19 protein-coding genes are annotated in these 20,696 nt (G+C 67.8%); 7 read left to right on the top strand and 12 right to left on the bottom strand.

Annotation, left to right across the window (positions count from 1 at the left end):
• Window positions 1–53 precede the first annotated feature (53 nt).
• Together AC1G9C_RS18930 and AC1G9C_RS18925 are read left to right on the top strand one after the other, a co-directional pair.
• Window positions 54–626 carry a LemA family protein gene (locus AC1G9C_RS18930; RefSeq protein ID WP_122107615.1) on the top strand — a complete coding sequence of 191 codons (573 nt, stop codon included), beginning with the start codon at window positions 54–56 and terminating at the stop codon, window positions 624–626.
• 4 nt (window positions 627–630) lie between these two features.
• Window positions 631–1,533, top strand: a complete 903-nt coding sequence (locus tag AC1G9C_RS18925) for a GIDE domain-containing protein (protein WP_021443759.1) — start codon at window positions 631–633, stop codon at window positions 1,531–1,533.
• 42 nt (window positions 1,534–1,575) lie between these two features.
• Here AC1G9C_RS18925 and AC1G9C_RS18920 read toward each other — a convergent pair whose 3' ends face one another.
• The 9 genes from AC1G9C_RS18920 to AC1G9C_RS18880 all read right to left on the bottom strand — a co-directional run bounded on the left by AC1G9C_RS18920 (window position 1,576) and on the right by AC1G9C_RS18880 (window position 12,393).
• Window positions 1,576–3,642: a putative bifunctional diguanylate cyclase/phosphodiesterase gene (locus tag AC1G9C_RS18920; RefSeq protein ID WP_397496255.1), complete on the bottom strand. Its 2,067-nt coding sequence runs from the start codon at window positions 3,640–3,642 to the stop codon at window positions 1,576–1,578.
• Between the two features lie 238 nt (window positions 3,643–3,880).
• Window positions 3,881–4,462, bottom strand: a complete 582-nt coding sequence (gene sodB, locus AC1G9C_RS18915) for a superoxide dismutase [Fe] (RefSeq protein ID WP_397496256.1) — start codon at window positions 4,460–4,462, stop codon at window positions 3,881–3,883.
• A 275-nt stretch (window positions 4,463–4,737) separates the two neighbouring features.
• Window positions 4,738–6,069, bottom strand: coding sequence for a DUF58 domain-containing protein (locus tag AC1G9C_RS18910; RefSeq protein WP_480408469.1), 1,332 nt, complete (start codon window positions 6,067–6,069; stop codon window positions 4,738–4,740).
• Window positions 6,066–7,106, bottom strand: a complete 1,041-nt coding sequence (locus tag AC1G9C_RS18905; protein ID WP_397496258.1) for an AAA family ATPase — start codon at window positions 7,104–7,106, stop codon at window positions 6,066–6,068. The genes AC1G9C_RS18910 and AC1G9C_RS18905 overlap by 4 nt, the downstream gene beginning before the upstream one ends.
• A complete protein-coding gene (locus AC1G9C_RS18900) occupies window positions 7,103–8,284 on the bottom strand; it encodes a DUF4350 domain-containing protein (protein ID WP_397496259.1) in 1,182 nt (393 codons plus the stop codon). The genes AC1G9C_RS18905 and AC1G9C_RS18900 overlap by 4 nt, the downstream gene beginning before the upstream one ends.
• Window positions 8,281–9,858, bottom strand: a complete 1,578-nt coding sequence (locus AC1G9C_RS18895; protein WP_397496260.1) for a DUF4129 domain-containing protein — start codon at window positions 9,856–9,858, stop codon at window positions 8,281–8,283. The genes AC1G9C_RS18900 and AC1G9C_RS18895 overlap by 4 nt, the downstream gene beginning before the upstream one ends.
• Window positions 9,845–10,825 carry a stage II sporulation protein M gene (locus AC1G9C_RS18890; protein ID WP_397496261.1) on the bottom strand — a complete coding sequence of 327 codons (981 nt, stop codon included), beginning with the start codon at window positions 10,823–10,825 and terminating at the stop codon, window positions 9,845–9,847. The genes AC1G9C_RS18895 and AC1G9C_RS18890 overlap by 14 nt, the downstream gene beginning before the upstream one ends.
• The gene (locus tag AC1G9C_RS18885) at window positions 10,822–11,547 is read right to left on the bottom strand and encodes an RDD family protein (protein WP_480408468.1); all 726 of its coding nucleotides are present in this window, start codon (window positions 11,545–11,547) and stop codon (window positions 10,822–10,824) included. The genes AC1G9C_RS18890 and AC1G9C_RS18885 overlap by 4 nt, the downstream gene beginning before the upstream one ends.
• An 87-nt stretch (window positions 11,548–11,634) precedes the next feature.
• The gene (locus tag AC1G9C_RS18880) at window positions 11,635–12,393 is read right to left on the bottom strand and encodes a hypothetical protein (RefSeq protein WP_021442676.1); all 759 of its coding nucleotides are present in this window, start codon (window positions 12,391–12,393) and stop codon (window positions 11,635–11,637) included.
• A 180-nt stretch (window positions 12,394–12,573) separates the two neighbouring features.
• Between AC1G9C_RS18880 and sbcB the strand changes: the two genes are divergently transcribed.
• Window positions 12,574–14,007, top strand: coding sequence for an exodeoxyribonuclease I (gene sbcB, locus AC1G9C_RS18875; RefSeq protein ID WP_480408467.1), 1,434 nt, complete (start codon window positions 12,574–12,576; stop codon window positions 14,005–14,007).
• A 259-nt stretch (window positions 14,008–14,266) separates the two neighbouring features.
• Here the strand turns inward: sbcB and mvaT are convergent, their stop codons facing one another.
• Window positions 14,267–14,641 carry a histone-like nucleoid-structuring protein MvaT gene (gene mvaT / locus AC1G9C_RS18870; protein WP_021442678.1) on the bottom strand — a complete coding sequence of 125 codons (375 nt, stop codon included), beginning with the start codon at window positions 14,639–14,641 and terminating at the stop codon, window positions 14,267–14,269.
• 304 nt (window positions 14,642–14,945) lie between these two features.
• Between mvaT and purU the strand changes: the two genes are divergently transcribed.
• The 3 genes from purU (at window position 14,946) to AC1G9C_RS18855 (ending at window position 16,640) form a co-directional block, all read left to right on the top strand.
• Window positions 14,946–15,797, top strand: a complete 852-nt coding sequence (gene purU, locus AC1G9C_RS18865) for a formyltetrahydrofolate deformylase (protein WP_021442679.1) — start codon at window positions 14,946–14,948, stop codon at window positions 15,795–15,797.
• Between the two features lie 45 nt (window positions 15,798–15,842).
• On the top strand, window positions 15,843–16,268 hold the full coding sequence (locus AC1G9C_RS18860; RefSeq protein ID WP_021442680.1) for a CBS domain-containing protein: 426 nt from the start codon (window positions 15,843–15,845) through the stop codon (window positions 16,266–16,268).
• Window positions 16,269–16,466: 198 nt separating this feature from the next.
• The gene (locus tag AC1G9C_RS18855; RefSeq protein ID WP_480408466.1) at window positions 16,467–16,640 is read left to right on the top strand and encodes a hypothetical protein; all 174 of its coding nucleotides are present in this window, start codon (window positions 16,467–16,469) and stop codon (window positions 16,638–16,640) included.
• 42 nt (window positions 16,641–16,682) lie between these two features.
• On the opposite strand, the gene AC1G9C_RS18850 is transcribed toward AC1G9C_RS18855, so the two are convergent.
• Window positions 16,683–18,560, bottom strand: a complete 1,878-nt coding sequence (locus tag AC1G9C_RS18850; protein WP_480408465.1) for a methyl-accepting chemotaxis protein — start codon at window positions 18,558–18,560, stop codon at window positions 16,683–16,685.
• A gap of 157 nt (window positions 18,561–18,717) precedes the next feature.
• Between AC1G9C_RS18850 and AC1G9C_RS18845 the strand changes: the two genes are divergently transcribed.
• Window positions 18,718–20,202 carry a helicase HerA-like domain-containing protein gene (locus AC1G9C_RS18845; RefSeq protein WP_397496264.1) on the top strand — a complete coding sequence of 495 codons (1,485 nt, stop codon included), beginning with the start codon at window positions 18,718–18,720 and terminating at the stop codon, window positions 20,200–20,202.
• A 122-nt stretch (window positions 20,203–20,324) separates the two neighbouring features.
• Here the strand turns inward: AC1G9C_RS18845 and AC1G9C_RS18840 are convergent, their stop codons facing one another.
• Window positions 20,325–20,537, bottom strand: a complete 213-nt coding sequence (locus AC1G9C_RS18840) for a hypothetical protein (RefSeq protein ID WP_122107604.1) — start codon at window positions 20,535–20,537, stop codon at window positions 20,325–20,327.
• Window positions 20,538–20,696 lie beyond the last annotated feature (159 nt).

The raw sequence follows: 20,696 nt of genomic DNA, 5'->3' as shown, positions 1-20,696 counted from the left end.
CGCTGCCGCTAGAATGCCGGCACCGATTCGCAGTTCTGCATGGAGAAAACTGCATGAGCCTGACCGCCGTGATCCTGATCGTCGTCCTCGTCCTGCTCGGTGCCTACGCGGTGTCGCTGTACAACGGCCTGGTGCGCCTCAAGCATGGGGTGAGCAAGGCCTGGTCGAACATCGACGTGCTGCTCAAGCAGCGCCACGACGAGCTGCCCAAGCTGGTGGAGACCTGCAAGCAGTACATGCAGTACGAGGGCGCCACCCTGGAGCGGGTGATCGCCGCGCGCAGCGCCGTGGCCAGCGCCCGCGAGCAGCACGACGTCGGCGCTCTGGGCAAGGCGGAAAGCGGCCTGCGCGCCGGCCTCGGCCAGCTCTTCGCGCTGGCCGAGAACTACCCGGAGCTCAAGGCCAACGACAGCTTCCAGCACCTGCAACAGCGCATCAGCGGCCTGGAGAACGGCATCGCCGACCGCCGCGAGCTGTACAACGAGGCGGTCAACCTCAACAACGTGCGCATCGAGCAGTTCCCCGACGTGATCCTGGCCCGCCTGTTCGCCTTCCAGGCCGCCGAGTTGCTGGTGTTCAGCGACGCCGAGAAGGCCGACGTCGACCTCAAATCGCTGTTCAGCTGAGGCGATGGAAGGCGATATCGGCGGCCTGCTGGTCGCCCTGGGATTCAGCCTGGGCGCCTGCCTGGGCGGTGGCTGGTGGTGTCTGCGGCGCTGGTCGCAGGCGCGCCATCTGTTGGACACGCCGACCTCGAAGATCCGCTCGGCGGCGCAGGGCTATGTCGAACTCTACGGCGTGCTGGAGGAGCTGCCCGAGGCGGCGGTGCGCGGCCCGCTGACCGGTAAACCCTGCCTGTGGTGGCGCTTTCGCATCGAGGAGTACAAATCCAGCGGCAAGAAGCGCAGCTGGCGGGTGATCGAGAGCGGCAGCAGCGATGCCTGGCTGCGCCTGGTCGACGGTACCGGCGAATGCCTGATCGACCCGCGCGGCGCCGAGGTGCGCCCGCTGGTGCGCGAGGTCTGGCAGGGCAACCTGCGTCACCCGCTGGGGCCGGCCAAGACCGGGCTGCTGGGCTTTCTCAGCAGCGGCAAGCGTTACCGCTACTGCGAGGAGCGTTTTCACGTCGGCCAGCCGCTCTATGCCATCGGCGATTTCCGCACCACCGGCGGCGGCCAGCAGGGCCTCGACCTGCACGGCGCGCAGGGCCAGGTGATCCGCGAGTGGAAGGGCGACTATGCCGGGCTGCTGCAGCGTTTCGATAGCGATGGCAACGGCGAGCTGGACGAGCGCGAGTGGGGCCGCGTGCGCCTGGCCGCGCAGCTGGAGGCGGAGCACAGGCACCGGCGCAGCAGCGCCGAGCCGGCGCGGCACAAGATGGCCAAGCCGGGCGAGGCGCGTCCCTTCATCCTTGCCAATGCCGGCGAAGACGAGTTGGCCCGCGGCTTCTACTGGCAGGCCGCGGCGGGCGCGGCGCTGTGCCTGGTCGGCGCTTTAGCCACCGCCTGGCTGCTGGGCGTGCGGCATTTCTGAGGCCTAGGGCAGCGAGCCTGCCATCGAGGTAGGCTTGCCCCTTTAGAGAGTGGCGGGGTTACCGGCGGCGGCGCTGAGGCGGCGGGCCTGCTTGAGGAACAGGGTCAGTTCGCGCGCCGGAAGCGGCTTGCTGTACAGGTAGCCCTGCCCCTCGTGACAGCCCTGGGCGATGATGTAGGCCTCCTGCTCGGCGGTCTCCACGCCCTCGGCGATCACCTGCATGCCCAGGCTCTTGCCGAGCTGGATGATGGCGCGAACGATGGTGGCGTCGTCCTCGTCTTCCAGCAGGTCCTGGACGAAGCTCTTGTCGATCTTGATCTTGTCCAGCGGCAGGCTCTTCAGATAGCTCAGCGAGGAGTAGCCGGTACCGAAGTCATCGATGGCGATCAAGGCGCCGGAGCGGCGCAGGCTGAGCAGGTGCTGGGCAGCGGTGCTGATGTCTTCCATCAGGCCGGTCTCGGTGACTTCCAACTCCAGGCTCTTGGCCGGCAGGCGGTAGACCTGCATCAGGTTGTTGACCACCCGCGGCAGCTCGGCGTGGTGCAGTTGCACGGTGGACAGGTTGATGGCCATGCGCAGGTCGCTGAAACCCTGGTCGTGCCACTCGCGCAGCTGGCGACAGGTCTGGTCGAGCACCCATTCGCCGATGGGGATGATGGTGCCGTTTTGTTCGGCCAGCGGGATGAACAGGTCCGGCGCGACGAAGCCGTGTTGCGGGTGCTGCCAGCGCAGCAGCGCCTCGACGCCGACCACGCGGTGGTCGCGGTAGTCCACCTGCGGCTGGTAGACCAGGTGCAGCTGGTTCTGCGCCAGCGCCTCGCGCAGGTCCTTTTCCAGTTCGCGGCGGCGGCGCATCTCGCTGTCGACGCTGGCGATATAGAACTGGTAGCGGTTGCGCGAGCGGCTCTTGGCCAGGGTCATGGTCTGTTCGGCCTTCTGCAGCAGCTTCTCGGTGCTGTCGCCGTCCTCGGGGAACAGGGTGATGCCGATGGTGGCGCGCAGGTGCACTTCCTGCTGGTCGAGGAGGAACGGCTGCTCCAGGTCGTCGAGCACGCTCTGCGCCAGCTCGGCGGCCTCGTAGGGTTGTTCGATATCGGCCTGGACCAGGGCGAACTGGTCGCCGCCGAGACGGGCCAGCGCGCCGAGGCGGCCGCTGTGGCTGCGCAGGCGATCGGACAGGGCCAGCAGCAGCTGGTCGCCGCTCTGGTAGCTGAACTGCTCGTTGATGCCCTTGAAGTCGTCCAGGCCGACGCACAGCACGGCGACGCGGCGTTGCAGACGGCCGGCGTCCTCGAGGATCTGGTCGAGCTGCTGCTGCAGCTGCTGGCGATTGGGCAGGCCGGTGAGGAAGTCGTACTGGGCCATGCGCAGCAGGCTGTTCTCCGCCTCGCGGCGCAGGTGGGTGTTGCGCTCGATGGAGGCCAGCAGCTGGTTGGCGGTGTTGATCCACAGGCCCAGCTCGTTCTTCTCGTTGCCCCTGAGCATGGGCAGCTTGTGTTCGCTGGGGCGGTCGGGGTTGATGTGGGTCAGGTGCTCGATGATCTTCGACAGCGGCTTGGTCAGCAGCCAGTGGTAGACCAGGTACAGCACCAGGCCCATGGCCAGGGCGCGCAGCACGCCGGAGATGAAGATGATCACCGAGTTGGTGACGAAGCTTTCGCCGTAGGGCGCGGTATCCAGGGTGATGTTGAGGTCGCCGTAGTATTCGCTGTAGGGCCCGCGGCCGACCAGCTTGGTGGAGAAGTGCCGCTCCTGGCCGAGGATCGGGTCGGTCATCCAGCGCGTCGGCAGCTGGGTCAGCTCGCGGGATTTCTCCGCCAGCATGGGTTCGTTGGGGTGGCCGATGCTGGCGTAGCGCACCGATTCGTGCTGGAACAGGCCCTCGATGACCTGCATGCCCATCTCGCGATCCAGGCTGTACACCGCCTGGGTCGAGGGGTCGCGGAACATGCCGAGGATGCGCTGGGCGTCGTTGGCCACTGCCTGGCGGGTCTTGTAAGCGTCGAAGACGATCTGCGCGCAGCTTAAAACCACCCCGACTGCCAGCGCCGAGAGCAGCACCACGCGGAGCAACTTGAGTGACAGGCTGTTCTTCAGTTCCAGCTTCAAAGGCGATTCCTTGTTCTGTGCGCCCAGCGTCAGTCGGATCAGAGTATTGGCAATCTCGCCCTGGCCGTCAAAGGGCCATCATGCGGGCCAGCAGTTTTTTCTCGACGGCGCGCAGCCTGCCGGTACAGCGGGCGTCTAGCACTGTGTCGGTGCGCCGGCTGCGGACTTGAGCGCCGTTCGCCGCGCCGAAAACGAAAAACCCGGCCGAGGCCGGGTTTTCGCGTTACGGGGCTTGAATTCAGGCCGCGTAATTCTGGGCGACGAACTCCCAGTTGACCAGGTTCCAGAACGCCTCGACGTACTTCGGACGCAGGTTGCGGTAGTCGATGTAGTAGGCGTGTTCCCAGACGTCGCAGGTCAGCAGCGGGGTGTCGCCGCTGGTCAGCGGGCAGCCGGCGCCGATGGTGCTGGCCAGGGCCAGGGAACCGTCGGCCTTCTTCACCAGCCAGCCCCAGCCGGAACCGAAGGTGCCGATGGAAACCTTGCTGAACTCTTCCTTGAACTTGTCGAAGGAACCGAAGGCGGCGTTGATGGCGTCGGCCAGGGCGCCGGTCGGCTGACCGCCGCCGTTGGGCGACAGGCAGTTCCAGTAGAAGGTGTGGTTCCAGATTTGCGCGGCGTTGTTGAAGATGCCGCCCGAGGAGGTCTTGACGATCTCTTCCAGGGTCTTGCCTTCGAACTCGGTGCCCGGCACCAGGTTGTTCAGGTTCACCACGTAGGTGTTGTGGTGCTTGCCGTGGTGGTATTCCAGGGTCTCGGCGGAAATGTGCGGCTCGAGGGCGTTCTTTTCGTAAGGCAGCGGCGGCAATTCGAAAGCCATGGTCTATCTCCTACTCAGGTCGTGTGCGGTATGCGCATGGGCCGATCACGGGCGGCCGGAACAGCAGGCGCGGGTGGCCTGCAAGCGGCGGGAATTTCCACTCCTTGCGCCGCAGACCGGGGATCATAGCACCGCCCCCCGGGCATAACCACGCAGCAACTGTGTGGAAAAGCCGGTGCCAGGGCCCTGTACCGCGCTTCTGTCAGCGCTTGGCCTGGGGCGAGCGTAGCGGTACCCGGGGCTCGGCTGGTGGACAAGGCTTCGCCATGTCCCCCCTACAGCGCGCCGGCTTTCTTCCAGGCCAGGTAGTTGCTGACCAGCTCGGGGCCCAGCTCGCCGGGGCGGGCGTCGAGCACCGGCACGTCGTGGGCGGCCAGGCGTTCGTGCAGGTCGGCGCGGGCGTTGAGGTAATCCAGGGTGCCGCAGTAGGCCAGGGCCTGCTCGAACTGCTGCACCGGCTCCTGGCGCAGGCGATCGAGCACTTCCTCGCGCAGGCTGGCGATCAGCACGCGGTGCTGGCGCGACAGGCGCTTGACCGCGGCGAGCAGCTCCTGGTCGTCCTCGTCGCGCAGGTTGGTCACCAGCACCACCAGGGCGCGGCGGCGCTGGCGGGCGAGCAGGGCGTCGGCGGCAGCGGCGAAATCGGCCGGCTGCTGGCTGGCGTGCAGGTCGTAGACGGCATTGAGTAGCACGTTGAGCTGGGCCGGGCCCTTGACCGGCGCCAGGTAGCCCGGCTGGCCGCCGGCGAAGGTGGCCAGGCCCACCGCGTCGCCCTGGCGCAGCGCCACGTAGCTGAGCAGCAGGCAGGCGTTGAGGGCGTGGTCGAAGTGCGACAGCTCGTCGTCCTGGCTGCGCATGCGCCGTCCGCAGTCGAGCAGGAAGACGATCTGCTGGTCGCGCTCGTCCTGGTACTCGCGGGCGATGGGGGTGCGCTTGCGCGCGGTGGCCTTCCAGTCGATCTGGCGCAGGCTGTCGCCGTCGCGGAATTCGCGCAGCTGGTGGAACTCCAGGCCGAGGCCGCGACGCGGGCGCTGGCGCACGCCGAGCTGACTGAGCCAGTCGTCCACCGCCTTCAGCTGAGCGCCGTAGAGGCGGGCGAAGTCGGGGTAGACGCGGCTCTCGCCGGGCAACGCCAGCAGGCGCCTGGCCTGCCACAGGCGCAGTGGGCTGGGCAGCGTCAGCTCGCAGTGCTGGAAGTGGAAATGCCCGCGTACCAGCGGCTTGAGGCGGTAGGCGAAGCGCGTCTGCTGGCCGGGGCGCAGGGCAATGCGCTGCGGCAGGTGTTCGAAGGCCATGCCCGCCGGCACATGGTCGAACGCCTCGACCTCCAGGCCCTGGGCGTAATCGTGGTGGGCGGTCAGTTGCACTTCGCTCCAGCGCCCCAGCGGCAGGTTGCCCGGCAGCGCGCGTTCGAGGCGCGGCGAGGGCAGGCGACGCAGCCACAGCGCATCGACCGCGGCGACCAGCAGCAGAGCCAGCAGCAGGCCCCAGGCCAGCGGCATCAGGCTGTCGGCCAGGCGCACGCCGAGCAGGGGCAGGGCGCCGAGCAGTACGGCGACGGCGAACAGGCCGCCGAGCAGCCCGAGGAGCAGGCGCGAGGGTTTCATAGGCGCGGCGCCGGCACCTGGTCGAGCAGCTGTTGCAGCACCTGGTCCACCGACAGGCCCTCGATGTCCAGCTCCGGTGCCAGGCGCACGCGGTGGCGCAGCACGGCCAGGGCGCAGCCCTTGATGTCGTCGGGCAGGACGAAATCGCCACCGCGCAGCAGGGCGCGGGCGCGGGCGCCGCGCACCAGGGCGATCGAGGCGCGCGGCCCGGCGCCCATGGCCAGCCCCGGCCAGCTGCGGGTGGCGCGGGCCAGGCGCACGGCGTAGTCGAGCACCTGGTCGTCCAGCGCCAGGTCGCTGGCGATCTTCTGCAGCGCCAGCACGTCCTTGGCCTGCAGCAGGGTGCGCAGCGGGCTGACCTCGAGCATGTCGGCCTTGGCCGAGCGGGTCACCTGGCGCACCATGCTCAGCTCTTCGTCCGGCGCCGGGTAGTCCATGCGCAGCTTGAGCATGAAACGGTCCAGCTCGGCTTCCGGCAGCGGGTAGGTGCCTTCCTGCTCGATGGGGTTCTGCGTCGCCAGCACCATAAAGGGCAGCGGCACGGCCAGCGCGCGGCCTTCCAGGGTCACCTGGCGTTCCTGCATCACTTCCAGCAGCGCGGCCTGGGTCTTGGCCGGGGCGCGGTTGATCTCGTCGGCCAGCAGCAGGTTGGTGAACACCGGGCCCTTGCGCAGCTTGAACTGCTCGCTGGCGAGGTCGTACACGGCGTGACCGGTGACGTCGCTGGGCATCAGGTCGGGGGTGAACTGGATGCGCGCGAACTCGCCGCCGAAGCAGCGCGCCAGGGCGCGCACCAGCAGGGTCTTGCCGAGGCCGGGAACGCCTTCGACCAGCACGTGGCCGCCGGCGATCAGCGCGGTGAGCACGTCGTCGATCACCGCGCCCTGGCCGATCACCGCCTTGCGCAGCTCGGCGCGCAGGGCCTGGGCCAGGGCGCTGGCGCGCTGGCGCTGCTGCGCCTGCGGGTTGCTCGGGGTGGCGGCCGGGGCTTCGCTGGCCGACAGGTTTTCGGTATCTGGCGTCTGTTCGCTCGTCATAGGGCATTCCTGAGGCTTTGCAGGTGGGCGACCTGGCGGGTGAAGTCGCTGGCGGAGAGGCGTTGCGGCGGCAGCGGGCGCATGGCCTGGCTGATGTCCCTGGCCGGTAGGCGGGTCAGGCGACCGAGCACCTGCCACTGTTCGGCCACGCCGAGTTTGTCGAAGCCGGGATGACGGCGCCGCGCACGGCGCTTGATGTCCTGTTGCAGACCCTGCAGCAGGGCCTGCTGGCCGCTGCGGCGGAGGAGGAAGTCGGCGCTGGCACGCAGGTGCTCCTCCAGCTGGCGGCGGGCGCGGCTGGCGGGGGCGAGCAGCGGGCCGTGGCGCATGCCGAGGTGCCACAGCGCGGCACCGAGCAGCAGCGCCAGCAGCACCAGCGCCAGCGGGAAGTGGCGCAGCAGCAGGCGGGCCAGGTCGTCGCGCTCGGCGCGGTAGAGCAGGGTCACCGCGCTGTCTTGGCCGAGGTACCAGAGCAGCCAGGCATGGTCGTACTGGTCGATGTTGCGGTTCTGCCAGATCCAAGGATCGCTGAGCACGGTGATCAGGCCGTCGCCGTGATACAGCTGCAGCAGGTGGGTGGCGGCATCGCTGTTGGCCCAGGCGTGGGCGCGATTCTGCGCGTCATAGAGGTGGAAGGCGGTGTCGAAGGCGATATAGGCCGGCGCCTGCTCGTTTTCCAGGTAGAGCTTGGTCAGCTGCGGATAGGGCTCGCCGTCGCCAGTCTCCTCGTCGTCCGCGGCCGCTTCCTCCTCGTCCAGCTCCTCGCTCATGTACTGCTGGATGCCGAGCAGGTCGAGCAGCAGGTCGCCGCTCTTGCCTTCCTCCTCGTCCCACAGGCGTTCGGCGACGAACAGCAGATGGCCACCGCCCGCCGTCCACTGCAGCAGGCGCTCGACTTGGCGCGGGGTCATGTTGCCGCGATCGGCCAGCAGCATCAGGGTCTGGCCCTGGCTGGGCAGGCCGGCAAGCACTTCCAGGCCGTCGGCGCGGCGCGCGGCGATGCCCTGCCGGCGCAGGAAGTGTTCGGCGGCGAGATAGGGGCTGCTGGCGACCTCGGGGGCCGGGCCGTGCTCGACTTCGTCTTCGTAGGCTTCGAGCTTGCCCAGCAGGTAGCTGGCGAGCAGGCCCAGGCCCAGCAGCAGGGCCATGCTCAGGATGAAGCCGGCGCGCCGCGTCATGCCGGGCGCTCCTGGCCGAACAGCTCGCGCCAGCCCTGGCACAGGCCCTGGCGCAGCGCCTCGGGCGGCAGGCGGTGACCGTAGGCCAGGGCCTGCCAGTGGCCGGTGAGCTGGCGGCTGTAGGCGGACAGCTCCTGCTGCTGCAGGGTCTCGACCAGTTGCAGCACCTCGCCCTCGGTGTGCGCCTGTTTCAGCGGCAGCCGGTGTTCGTGCAGCAGGCGGCTGAGCAGGGCACGATAGAGCAGGCCGAGGGCGGCGCGCGGCTGCTCGGCCCAGAGCCGTTCGGCCGCGCTGGCGACGTCCTCGGGTAGGCTCTCCGGCGCCAGCTCCAGGCCGAACAGCTGATCCGGTGGCTGCAGCCGGCGCCGACTCGGCAGGCCGAGGCGCTCGCCGAAGGTCTGCAGCCACTCGCGGTAGCGCCACAGGACGAATACCAGCAGGGCGACCAGGGCGGCCCACAGCAGCGCCTCGAAGACCTGCGCGACTATATCCAGGCTCTTCCACCATTCGCCGAGCTCGAGCAGGTTCTTGAGCATCTCCAGCAGGGCTTCCAGGTCCTCGGGATCGGCCTCCTGCGCCGGTTTTTCCTCGCCGAAGCGCCAGCGGGTGACGGTTTCGCGGTGCTCGAACGGCGGCTCGTCGAGCAGCGCCTCGATGCCGGCGCGCGCCGCCTGGCTGGTCAGCGGCTGCTGCAGCAGGCGCGGCGCATCCGGGCCCTGCGGGTCGAACGGCGCGCTGGCCGTCGGCGCCGAGTCGGCCCAGGCGACGCCGGGCAGCTGGCTCAGCAGCAGGGCGCCGCCGAGCAGCAGGGCGTAGGCGCTGCCGGTCAGGCGCTGGCGCAGGCGCCGGAAGCTCAGCTCGATGTCCCAGGCCTCCAGGGCGGTGCGCCGGTTGAGGTAGAGGCTGAAGCCGCAGGCGACATAGACTGGCTCCCAGACGATCAGCAGCAGCACGTAGAGCAGGTTGGACAGGTGCTCCAGCCACAGCCACTGGCCGCTGCTGGCGGCGATCAGGGTTTCCCAGCTCCAGTTCAGTTCGATCTGCTGCGGCAGCATCAGGTAGAACAGCGCGGCCAGGCCCATCCACAGGGCGATTTCCAGGTGCATGCCGACCAGGGTCAGCCAGGTGGCGGCGGCGCCGTCGCGCTGGCCGAGGACGATCAGGCGCTGGCTGCGCGCCTGGCCGGCCAGGCCTTCGAGCTGCAGCACCGGCAGGTCGAAGCTGCGCGTCGGGCTCAGCCGGCGCCAGGTCAGGCTGGCCAGCAACTGCGGCCCGAGCAGCCGTGGCAGGGCGCGCAGGGCCTGCTTCAGCGTCGGCACGTTGCCGAACAGCGCCTGCGACAGGATGTACAACGGCAGCCGCTCGTACGCCGGCTTGAGCCACCAGAACAGGAAGATCGCCCAGCCCGGGTACTGCCAGAGCAGCGCGCAGAGCAGGGCGAACAGCGGCAGGGTGAGCAGCGCCCAGCTGGCCATCAGCAGGCCGGCGTGGCGGCGGGCGAGCAGCACGCCGAGGTCGATGGCTTCCCAGGCGGTGCGCGGGCGGATGGCGACGCTGGCTTCAGTCAGGCGCATGCTGCCTCCGCCCGGCCAGCAGCAGGTAGCCCAGCACCAGCGCCCACAGCCCGGCGCCAACCGTGTACTTGATGGTCGGGCTGGCGAAGGTGGTGGACGACCAGAAGGCCTCGATAAAGGCCGCCAGCAGGAGGAACAGGATCACCCCGGCGACCAGCTGCACCGCGGTGCCCGCGGCCAGGCGCAGCGCCTCGCCGCGCGGCAGGCGGCCGGGGGCGAGCAGCGCCCAGCCGAGCTTGAAGCCGGCGGCGCCGGCCAGGGCGATGGCGGTCAGCTCGAAGGCACCGTGGCCGACGACGAAGGACCAGAAGGTCTCGCTGTAGCCGATGCGGGTCAGGTGGCCGGCCACCGCGCCGATCATCAGGCCGTTGAACAACAGGAAGAACAGGCTGCCCAGGCCCAGCAGCAGGCCGCTGGCGAAGGTCTGAAAGGCGATGCCGATGTTGTTCATGATGTAGAAGCCGAACATCACCCAGTCGTCGCCGGCGTCGCGCTCGCCGAAGCGGCCGAGGCGCCGCGCGTCGGGGTCGTACATTTTCTCCATCTCGCCGACCTGCTCGGGGCTGACCAGGCTGTAGATCAGCTCCGGGTAGAGGTAGGTCAGGCCGCCCATCAACGCCAGGCTGCCGAAGAACAGCAGGCTGGCGACGCACACGCTGCGCCATTCGGCGCGTACCAGGCGGGGGAAGCCGCCGAACAGGAAGCGCACCAGCTGGGCGCCGAGGTGGCTGCGGTGGCGGTAGAACTGCTGGTGGCCGCGCATCGCCAACTGCTGCAGCTGCTCGATCAGGTGGCTGCTGTAGCCGCGCGCCTCGGCCAGGGCCAGGTGCTGGCACAGCCGGCGATAGTCGGCGGCGAAGCGGCTGCCGGCCTGCGCCTCGGCTTTGCCTCGCTCGAGGGCGTCGAGCTGCGCGGCGAAGGCGTCCCAGTCGGCCTGGTGGCGGCTTTCGAACAGGCTCTGCTTCATGGCGCGCTCCCCAGCAGGCCGCGGGCGATGCCGTTCAGGCGCGCCTCGGCCTGCTCCGCCGGCACCTGCAGCGGCTCGGCGAGCAGGGCGGCCAGCTCGGCGCGGCGCGCGGCCGACAGCTGGGCGCCGCGTTCGGCGAAGCCGAGCAGCGCGCGTTGCTCGGCCAGGCTGAGCGGGAAGGGCGTCGGCAGCGGCTCGGCCTCCGGCAGCTGCGGGCGCGCCGGCGCGGCGTCGCGGTAGACCACCAGGGTGCCGGCGGCGATATCGCCGAGGCGCTTGAACGCCGGATGATTGAGGCAGCTGAGAATGCCCAGGCTGTAGCCGAACGGCAGGATGTCGACGAAGCGCAGCAGGTTACGCGTCAGCGAGGCGGCCCAGCCGATGGGCGTGCCGTCGTCGTGCACCACGCGCAGGCCGAGCAGCTGCTTGCCGGGCGAACGGCCCTGGTTGAGCACCTCGAACAGCACCATGTACCACCAGGTGACGAGAAACAGCAGGATGGTGCCCAGGCCCATGCCGAACTGACCGAGCAGGCCGAGGACGATGAACATCACCGCCAGGATCAGCCCGCGGATCGCCAGGTCGATGGCGAACGCCAGGGCCCGCGGCACCAGGCCGGCGGGGCGCAATTGCAGGTCGATGCCCTCCGGCGTCTCCACCTGGTAGCGGGTGTCCAGGGGCGGCTGGTGCTGCGGGAGGCTGGCGCTTGAGCGTGAGGGCATCGGCGGACTGCATCAGGGAAAGCCCGATGCTAGCGAGCAGCGGGACACGAACGCAACCGGGCCGATGGCTCGGCCCGGCATAACGGCTTACTGGGCGGCGGGCAGCACGCCGAAGATGGTGCGGTAGAGCACGCCCATGGCCACGACCATCAGCGGGATGCTCCAGACCAGGCCAATACCCAGCGGGATGGCGCTGAGGATCACGATCACGCCGAGCAGCAGGAACAGGCCGAAGACCTTGAACCAGTGCTGGCTGATGGCCTTGCGCGAGGCCTCCAGCGCCTGCCAGGGCGACAGGCCGCGCTCCACCACCAGCGGAATCGCCAGCAGATAGGCCACCGCCAGGTAGATGCCAGGGAGCAGCAGCAGGAGCATGCCGAGGTAGATCAGCAGCATCATCACCACGGCGGTGATGATCAGCGGCACGGTGCGGCCGAAGTGGCTGAAGATTTCGTTGAAGCTGATCGGCTGGTCGGCGGCGCGGCGGATGCCGACCATGTTGATCCCGGCCATGAAGGGATAGGCCAGGGCGGAGGCCAGCAGCGACACCAGCACCTCGCCGACCACCACCGCGACCAGGTTGTCGCTGAGGGCGCCGAACACGCCGACTATGCCGCCGAGGATGAAGGTGGCGGCCAGCAGCACCAGGTAGAACACCAGGAAGCCGCCGATGATGATGCCCTTGGTGCCTTTGACCTTGGCCCAGGCCTCGCCGATCAGCGCGCCGATGCTGAAGTCGTAGCCGCGGGCCAGCGCTTCTTCGATGCTCGGCGCCTGGTCGCCGAGCGGCTGCTGCAGGTCGCTGACGGGGGCGGCATAGGGATTGGGGGTGGTAGCGTCACTCATGGCGGCGTCCTTGTACGTAGAGTGGGAGAGGTGGCACATGCTAGGGGTACTGGCATTTGGCCTACAAGCGGCGCCTGGGCGGGCATGCAGCGGCTGTGCGCTGGTTCATGCTTTGCCGGCGGCGGCGCGCCTGGGCATGAATGATAGACTGCCTGGCCACTGTGCACTGGGGATACGCGCGTGACTTCCAGCATCTTCTGGTACGACTACGAGACCACCGGCATCAATCCGCGCTGCGACCGTCCGCTGCAGGTGGCCGGCATCCGCACTGACGAGGCGCTCAACGAGATCGGCGAGCCGCTGAACCTCTACTGTCGGCCCAGCGACGACATCCTGCCGCACCCGGCCGCCTGCCTGGTCACCGGCATCGACCCGCAGCGCCTGCAGCAACTGGGGCTGGACGAGGGCGAGTTCGTCGCCCGGGTGCATGCCGCGCTGTCCGCGCCAGGCACCTGCGGCGCCGGCTACAACAGCCTGCGCTTCGACGACGAGGTGACCCGTTACAGCCTCTATCGCAACTTCTTCGATCCCTACGCCCGCGAATGGCAGGGCGGCAACAGCCGCTGGGACCTGATCGACCTGGTGCGCACCGCCTACGCCCTGCGCCCGGAGGGCATCGAGTGGCCGGAGGAAGACGGCCGCGTGACCCTCAAGCTGGAACGCCTGACCCAGGCCAACGGCATCGACCATGGCCAGGCCCACGACGCGCTGTCCGACGTGCGCGCCACCATTGGCCTGGCGCGCCTGCTGCGCGAGCGCCAGCCGCGGCTGTACGACTTTCTCTATCAGTTGCGCAGCAAGCAGCGGGTGCTGGATCAGATCCGTCTGCTGCAGCCGCTGTTGCATGTGTCCGGGCGTTTCTCCGCGGCGCGTCATTACCTGGCGCCGGTGTTGCCGCTGGCCTGGCACCCGCGCAACCGCAACGCGCTGATCGTCTGCGACCTGCAGGCCGACCCGGCGCCGTTGCTGGAGCTGGATGCCGAGACCCTGCGCAGCCGCCTGTACACCCGGCGTGAGGAGCTGGCCGAGGGCGAGGCGCCGGTGCCGCTGAAGCTGCTGCATATCAACCGCTGCCCGGTGGTGGCGCCGCTGTCGGTGCTGCGCGAGCAGGATCGTCAGCGCCTGCAGCTGGACTGGGCGCAGTGCCAGCGCCACGCCGAGGCGCTGCAGGCGGCGCAGGCGCTGTGGCAGGACAAGCTGGCGACCATCTATCGCGAGGAGGCCTTCGCCGCCAGCGGCGATCCCGAGCAGCAGCTGTACGAGGGTTTTATCGGCGACCGCGACCGCCGCCTGTGCGAGCAGGTGCGCCGTGCCGAGCCCGAGGCGCTGGCCAACCAGGACTGGCCGTTCGACGACGCGCGTCTGCCGGAGTTGCTGTTCCGCTATCGCGCACGCAACTTTCCGGACAGCCTGTCGCCGGCCGAGCGGCAACGCTGGCAGGAGTTCTGCCGCCAGCGTCTGAGTGCCGCCGAGTTCGGCGCACCCAATACCCTGGGGCAGTTTCGTCAGGCGCTGGATGAATTGCGCGGCAACTGCACGCCGAGCCAAGTGCAACTTCTGCAGCAATGGCAGGCGTATGCGGAGGATGTGCAGGCGCGCTACGGGATAAATTAGCCGCGGCGCCGGCAACGGGGCATAGCCCAATTGTGCGCGGGCATATCGAGCGGGGTGGCGGCGGCCGGCGCTTGTTTGTCCGGGCGCGCTGGCGAGTTGCCCTGTGGCAATTGCCGGCTGGGCGTTGGCCGTGGCCAGCACGGCAAACTTGCGGGGCGCCGGACGAGTTGCCGGCAACAATTGCGCCGGTCATCCCGCGGCAAAATAACGGCAATAAAAAACGCCAGCAGGGCTGGCGTTTTCGGGTATTGCGCGAGGCTTAGCCGAGCAGGGTGGCCCAACCTTCGACGACGTCGGCGCCCCACTTGGCTTTCCACTCTTTCAGGGTCTTGTGGTTGCCGCCTTTGGTTTCGATCACTTCGCCGCTGTGCGGGTTCTTGTACTGCTTGACCTTGCGCGCGCGCTTGGTGGCAACGGGCTTGCCGGCACGCGGGGCCTTGCCGACCTTGGCTTCCGGGTCGAGCAGGGCAATGATGTCGCGCAGGGACTTCTGATATTCGCCCATCAGGGTGCGCAACTTGCCTTCGAATTCCAGTTCCTTTTTCAGCTTGTCGTCTTGCGACAGGTTCTTCAGGCGCTCTTGCAGCTCCTTGATGGCTTCTTCGGTGGCGCGGTATTCATTGATCAGCGACATGGACTTTACCTTGGCGTGAATAGGTTTAAAAAGTGAGCAGTGAGGCAATAATAGTCACGCACTTATAACAAGTAAACAGTGTCGGAGAAAATAGCCGCGGCGCACTGCAAGGTTTTGTAACCACGGGCTTTAATTTAAACCGGGTATTTCCGCGCTGGCCGAAGTTGCCTGTTTTTCCGCCGCCTCGATATTTTTCCGCGCCCGGCCAGGGGTGGCCACGGGTGCCTAGCCCTCCGCGCTACTGCAGTTTCCCCGGCTTGTCGCTAGAATGGCCGACTTTTGCGCCGTCATTGGGGTTTTGTATATGCGCACGTTCAGACTGGTCATCGCCTGCCCGGATCGCGTCGGCATCGTCGCCAAGGTCAGTAGTTTCCTGGCGACCTATAACGGCTGGATCACCGAAGCGAGTCATCATTCCGATACCCAGAGCGGCTGGTTCTTCATGCGGCACGAGATTCGCGCCGATTCCCTACCGTTCGAGCTGGAGGGCTTTCAGCAGGCCTTCGCGCCGATTGCCCGCGAGTTCTCCATGGAGTGGCGCATCACCGACTCGGCGCAGAAGAAACGCGTGGTGCTGATGGCCAGCCGCGAGTCGCACTGCCTGGCCGACCTGCTGCACCGCTGGCACAGCGACGAGCTCGACTGCGCCATTCCCTGCGTGATCTCCAACCACGACGACCTGCGCAGCATGGTCGAGTGGCACGGCATCCCCTACTTCCATGTGCCGGTCGATGCGCAGGACAAGGCGCCGGCCTTCGCCGAGGTGGAGCGCCTGGTCAAGCAGCACCAGGCCGACGTCATCGTCCTGGCGCGCTACATGCAGATCCTGCCGCCGGCACTGTGCGCCGAGTACGCGCAGCGGGTGATCAACATCCACCACAGCTTCCTGCCGTCGTTCGTCGGCGCCAAGCCCTACCACCAGGCCTCGCTGCGCGGGGTCAAGCTGATCGGCGCCACCTCGCACTACGTGACCGAGGAGCTGGACGCCGGGCCGATCATCGAGCAGGACGTGGTGCGCGTCACCCACCGCGACGATATCGAGGAAATGGTGCGCCTGGGCAAGGACGTGGAGAAGATGGTGCTGGCGCGTGGGCTACGCTATCACTTGGAAGACCGGGTTCTGGTGCACGACAACAAGACGGTGGTGTTCGACTGATCTTGCGCCGTGGGCCGAACCGATGCTCGCCAGAGGAGATCGCCCATGCTCAAGTCCATCAAGGTGCGGGACTACATGACCCGCCATCTGGTGACCTTCAGGTCGGATACCGATCTGTTCACCGCCATCAACCGCCTGCTGGAGCACCGTATCTCGGCGGCGCCGGTGGTCGATTCCCAGGGCCATCTGATCGGCCTGCTGTCGGAGGGCGACTGCCTGCGCGGCATCCTCTCCGGCGCCTACTACGAGGCCATCGGCGGCAACGTCAGCGCCTACATGACCGCCGAGGTCGAGACCATCTCGCCGGAGGCGGACATCATCGAGCTGTCCGAGCGCTTCCTGCGCGGTCGGCGTCGGCGCCTGCCGGTGGTCGAGGACGGTCACCTGATCGGCCAGATCAGCCGCCACGACGTGCTGCGGGCGGTCAAGGAGTTCGCCCAGCATGAGCAGGGCAAGCTGGAAGCCGGTTAGAGCCTGTTCAAAGTCTGCTGCGCGTCGGCACTGATGCGTTAAAAACAGGCTTGGAATGCTCATTTACAACTCGTAAAGTCGCCCGCGACTCCGACCGTTCCTCGCCTGTTTTGACCAGCCGAAGGCTGTTGCTAGCGTAGCGCCTTGCATTGCTCTAGCTCGCGAGACTTTGAACAGGCTCTGAGTGAGGAGGACTTGATGAACGATCCACTGGACAAGGCGACGTCCAAGGCGCCGCCGACCCTGGGCGAAGGCTGCGTGCGCCGCTACGACCCGGACGCCTTGAGCGAGGACGACGGCACCGAGTTCGCCGAGGCCGCCGAGCTGTGGCGGCAGCTGCAGGAACAGGCGCCGCCTGAGCCCGAGCCATAACGACCAAGGGCGCCGTGGCGCCCTTGGTCTCGTTTCGCGTACTCAGATGCGGAAGCTGTCGACCAGCTGCTTGAGGCGTGCGGCCTGTTGCTCCAGGTCGCCGCAGGCGCGCAGGGTGGCCTGCAGGTTCTCCACGCCTTCCTGGTTGAGGGTGTTGATCTCGATGATGTCCATGTTCAGCGACTCGATCACCGAGGTCTGCTCCTCGGTGGCGGTGGCCACCGACTGGTTCATCCCGTCGATCTCGCCGATGCGCGCGGTGACGGTGCCCAGGCGTTCGCCAGCCTGGTTGGCGATCGCCACGCTTTCCTCGCTGTAGCGCTGGCTCTCGGTCATGGTGGTGACCGACTCCCGCGAGCCGACCTGCAGCTCCTCGATCATCTTCTCGATTTCCTGCGCCGACTCCTGGGTGCGGTGCGCCAGGTTACGCACCTCGTCGGCGACCACGGCGAAGCCGCGGCCGGCCTCGCCGGCGCGGGCGGCCTCGATGGCGGCGTTGAGCGCCAGCAGGTTGGTCTGCTGGGAAATGCTCTTGATCACCTCGAGAATCTGGCCGATGTCCACGGTCTTGCCGTTGAGCATCTCGATCTTGGCGCAGGCGTCGCTGATCTTGTCCGACAGCTCGCTCATCGAGGAGATCGCCTGCTGCACCACCTTGCCGCCGTCCTCGGCCTGATGGCGGGCGTCGGAGGCCTGGGTCGAGGCGTCGGCGGCGTTACGCGCGATCTCCTGGGCGGCGGCGCCCAGTTCGTTGATCGCCGCGGCCACGCTGTTGGTGCGGCTGGCCTGCTCGTCGGAGTTGGCCATCGACGAGTTGGAGGCGTTGACCACCAGCTTGGCCACCTCGTTGACCTGCACGGTGGCCGAGGACACCTCGCGAATCGAGCTGTGGATGCGCTCGACGAACTGGTTGAAGGCGCGCGCCAGGGCGCCGAACTCGTCGTTGGACTGGATCGCCAGGCGCTTGGTCAGGTCGCCCTCGCCCTGGGCGATGTCCTGCATGGCCTTGCCCATGGTGTTGAGCGGCTGCATCAGCACGCGGATCAGCACACCGAGCAGGGCGATGATCAGCACCACGGCGATGACGGTGGCGACTATGGCCGAGGCGCGGAACTCGGTGAGCATCGCGTAGGCCTTGGCCTTGTCGATGGACAGGCCGACGTGCCAGTTGACCGAAGGCAGGCCCTTGACCGGGGTGAAGGTGAGGATGCGGGTGTTGCTGTCTTGTTGCGCCTCGCTGAACTCGCTGCTGATGCGCGGCGTGTTCTGCGGGTAGATGTCCTTGAGGTTCTTCATCACCAGGTTCTTGTCTGGGTGCACCAGGATCTTGCCGTCGGCGCTGACCAGGAAGGCGTAGCCGATGCCGTCGAAGTCCAGGGCGTTGATGATGTCGACCAGGGTCTGCAGGCTGAGGTCGCCGCCCACCACGCCGGCCGGCTTGGCCGGGGTGGCGATGGTGATGATCAGCTCGCCGGTGGCGGCGTCGACGTAGGGTTCGGTGAGGGTGGAGCCGCCGGCGGCCATGGCATCCTTGTACCAGGGCCGGGTGCGCGGATCGTAGCCCTCGGGCATGTCGGCGTCCGGGCGCATGGTGAAGTCGCCGTTCTCGGCGCCCAGGTAGGTGAAGGCGAAGGAGGAGGTCAGCGCCTTCTGCTCCAGCAGCTTGACCACGCGATCCGGGCTGCTGTCGTTGACGATCGACTGGGCGGCGCTTTCCACCAGGAGGATGCGCCCGGACAGCCAGTTCTGGATGTTGCTGGCGGTCACGTCGCCCATTTCATGCAGGTAGCTCTCCAGGTCCGCACGGATGGCGTTGCGTTGCAGGTAATCGTTGTAGAGGGTGAACAGGGAGAAGGCGACTATCACCACCAGCGATGCTGCGAGCAGGATCTTGTGGCTGAACTGCAGGTTTTTAGTCATGTTGTCTTGCGTCCGGAAGGCTCTGGAACCAGTCTTGTGTTCCACGAAGCCGCCAGTGGGGCGGTTCGTGGGAGATTGTGGCGAAGGCAATTCGCCTTTGGTCTGATGCCTATGTCGGCATACCTGCAGTAAAGCTTTAACCCAGGGGATGGCAAAGATGCCTTTGATTTCGCAGTTCGTACTGGGCGCCGGCAGCGATGGCCAGCCCGTCGGCCAGCCGTTGCGCCTGGCCAACCGTCACGGTCTGATCGCCGGCGCCACCGGCACCGGCAAGACGGTGACCCTGCAGCGCCTGATCGAGACCTTCAGCGACGCCGGCGTGGCGGTGTTCGCCGCCGACGTCAAGGGCGACCTGTGCGGCCTCGGCGCCGCCGGTGCGCCGCAGGGCAAGGTCGCCGAGCGCATCGCCAGCATGGCCTGGCTGCAGCACCGGCCGCAGGCCTATCCGCTGTGCCTGTGGGACGTGCACGGGCAGAGCGGCCACCCGCTGCGCACCACCTTGAGCGAGATGGGCCCGCTGCTGCTCGGCGCCCTGCTGGAACTGACCGACAGCCAGCAGGCGGCGCTCTACGCCGCGTTCAAGGTGGCCGATCGCGAGGGTTTGCTGCTGCTCGATCTGAAGGACCTCAAGGCGCTGCTCGGCCACCTCAAGGACAACCCGCAGGTGCTCGGCGAGGACAGCGCGCTGTTCACCAACACCTCGGCGCAGGCGCTGCTGCGGCGCCTAGCCAGCCTGGAGCAGCAGGGCGCCGAGGCGCTGTTCGGCGAGCCGGCGCTGCAACTCGAGGACCTGCTGCACCCCGATCGCGACGGCCGCGGCCGGGTTCACCTGCTCGACGCCAGCCGCCTGGTGCACGAAGCGCCCAAGGTCTACGCCACCTTCCTGCTGTGGCTGCTGGCCGAGCTGTTCGAGCAGCTGCCCGAACGTGGCGACGCCGACAAGCCGGTGCTGGCGCTGTTCTTCGACGAGGCGCACCTGCTCTTTCAGGGCACGCCCAAGGCGCTGCAGGAGCGCCTGGAGCAGGTGGTGCGGCTGATCCGCTCCAAGGGCGTGGGGGTGTACTTCGTCACCCAGTCGCCCAGCGACCTGCCGGACGACGTGCTGGCCCAGCTCGGCCTGCGCATCCAGCACGGCCTGCGCGCCTTCACCGCCAAGGAGCAGAAGGCGCTGCGCGCGGTGGCCGACGGTTTCCGCCCCAATCCGGCGTTCGACAGCCTGAGCGTGCTGACCGAGCTGGGCATCGGCGAGGCGTTGGTCGGCACCCTGGAGGAGAAGGGCACGCCGGCCATGGTGCAGCGCGTGGCCATCGCCCCGCCGCAGTCGCGCATCGGCCCGCTGAACGAGAGCGAGCGCGCCGCCCTGGTGCGTCAGTCGCCGTTGGCCGGGCGCTATGACAAACCCGTCGACCGCGAATCGGCCTACGAGCTGCTCACCGCCCGCGCCGCCCAGGCCAGCGCCGAGGCGCCGGCCCAGCCGAGCGGACGGCAGAAGGCCGCGGCGCCGGATCAGGGGCTGGGGCAGATGGCCGGCGAACTGCTCGGCGGGGCGATGAAGTCGGCGCTGCGCCAGGCGGCCAACCAGCTCGGGCGGCAGCTGGTGCGCGGGCTGATGGGGTCGCTGCTGGGCGGCAAGAGACGCTAGCCGGCGAGGGCAGGGTGGACAGGGCGAAGCCGGGTCCACCCTTTACCGGCGCCGGACAGGCCTGAGCGATCGCGGTAATAGCTGAGCGGCGATGAAAGGCTAGTTCGACAGAGGGCCTGGCGCTATTCGCTGGCGGCGTCTTGCTTGTCCTGACGTTCTTTTTCGATCTTTTCGATTTCCTTATCGAAGGCCTGATCGAGCAGGCTGGGTTTCTTGCGCCAAGGTTTGCGGTCGGGGTCCGGCTGCGCGGCGTAGGTGATGACTTCCCCGCCGTATACATCCTTGTAACGCTGCGCCTGGCGCTCGAGTTCGGCGCGCAGTTCGTCTTTCGTCACTGGGTTTACCTATATGGTCTGGCGATCGACCCGCATGACGCGTGAAGCACTCCGCTTCACTGCTGCGGTCAGGGATCAATCTAGGGTGCTGCTGATGGTTTCGTTCGGCGAATACTTTGCAAAGTGTCAGAGCTTGCAAGTTTCCCGTTCTTATTCAGT

The organism is Pseudomonas sp. ABa2 (assembly GCF_056676075.1).
This window is presented reverse-complemented; position numbering and strand designations above follow the sequence as displayed.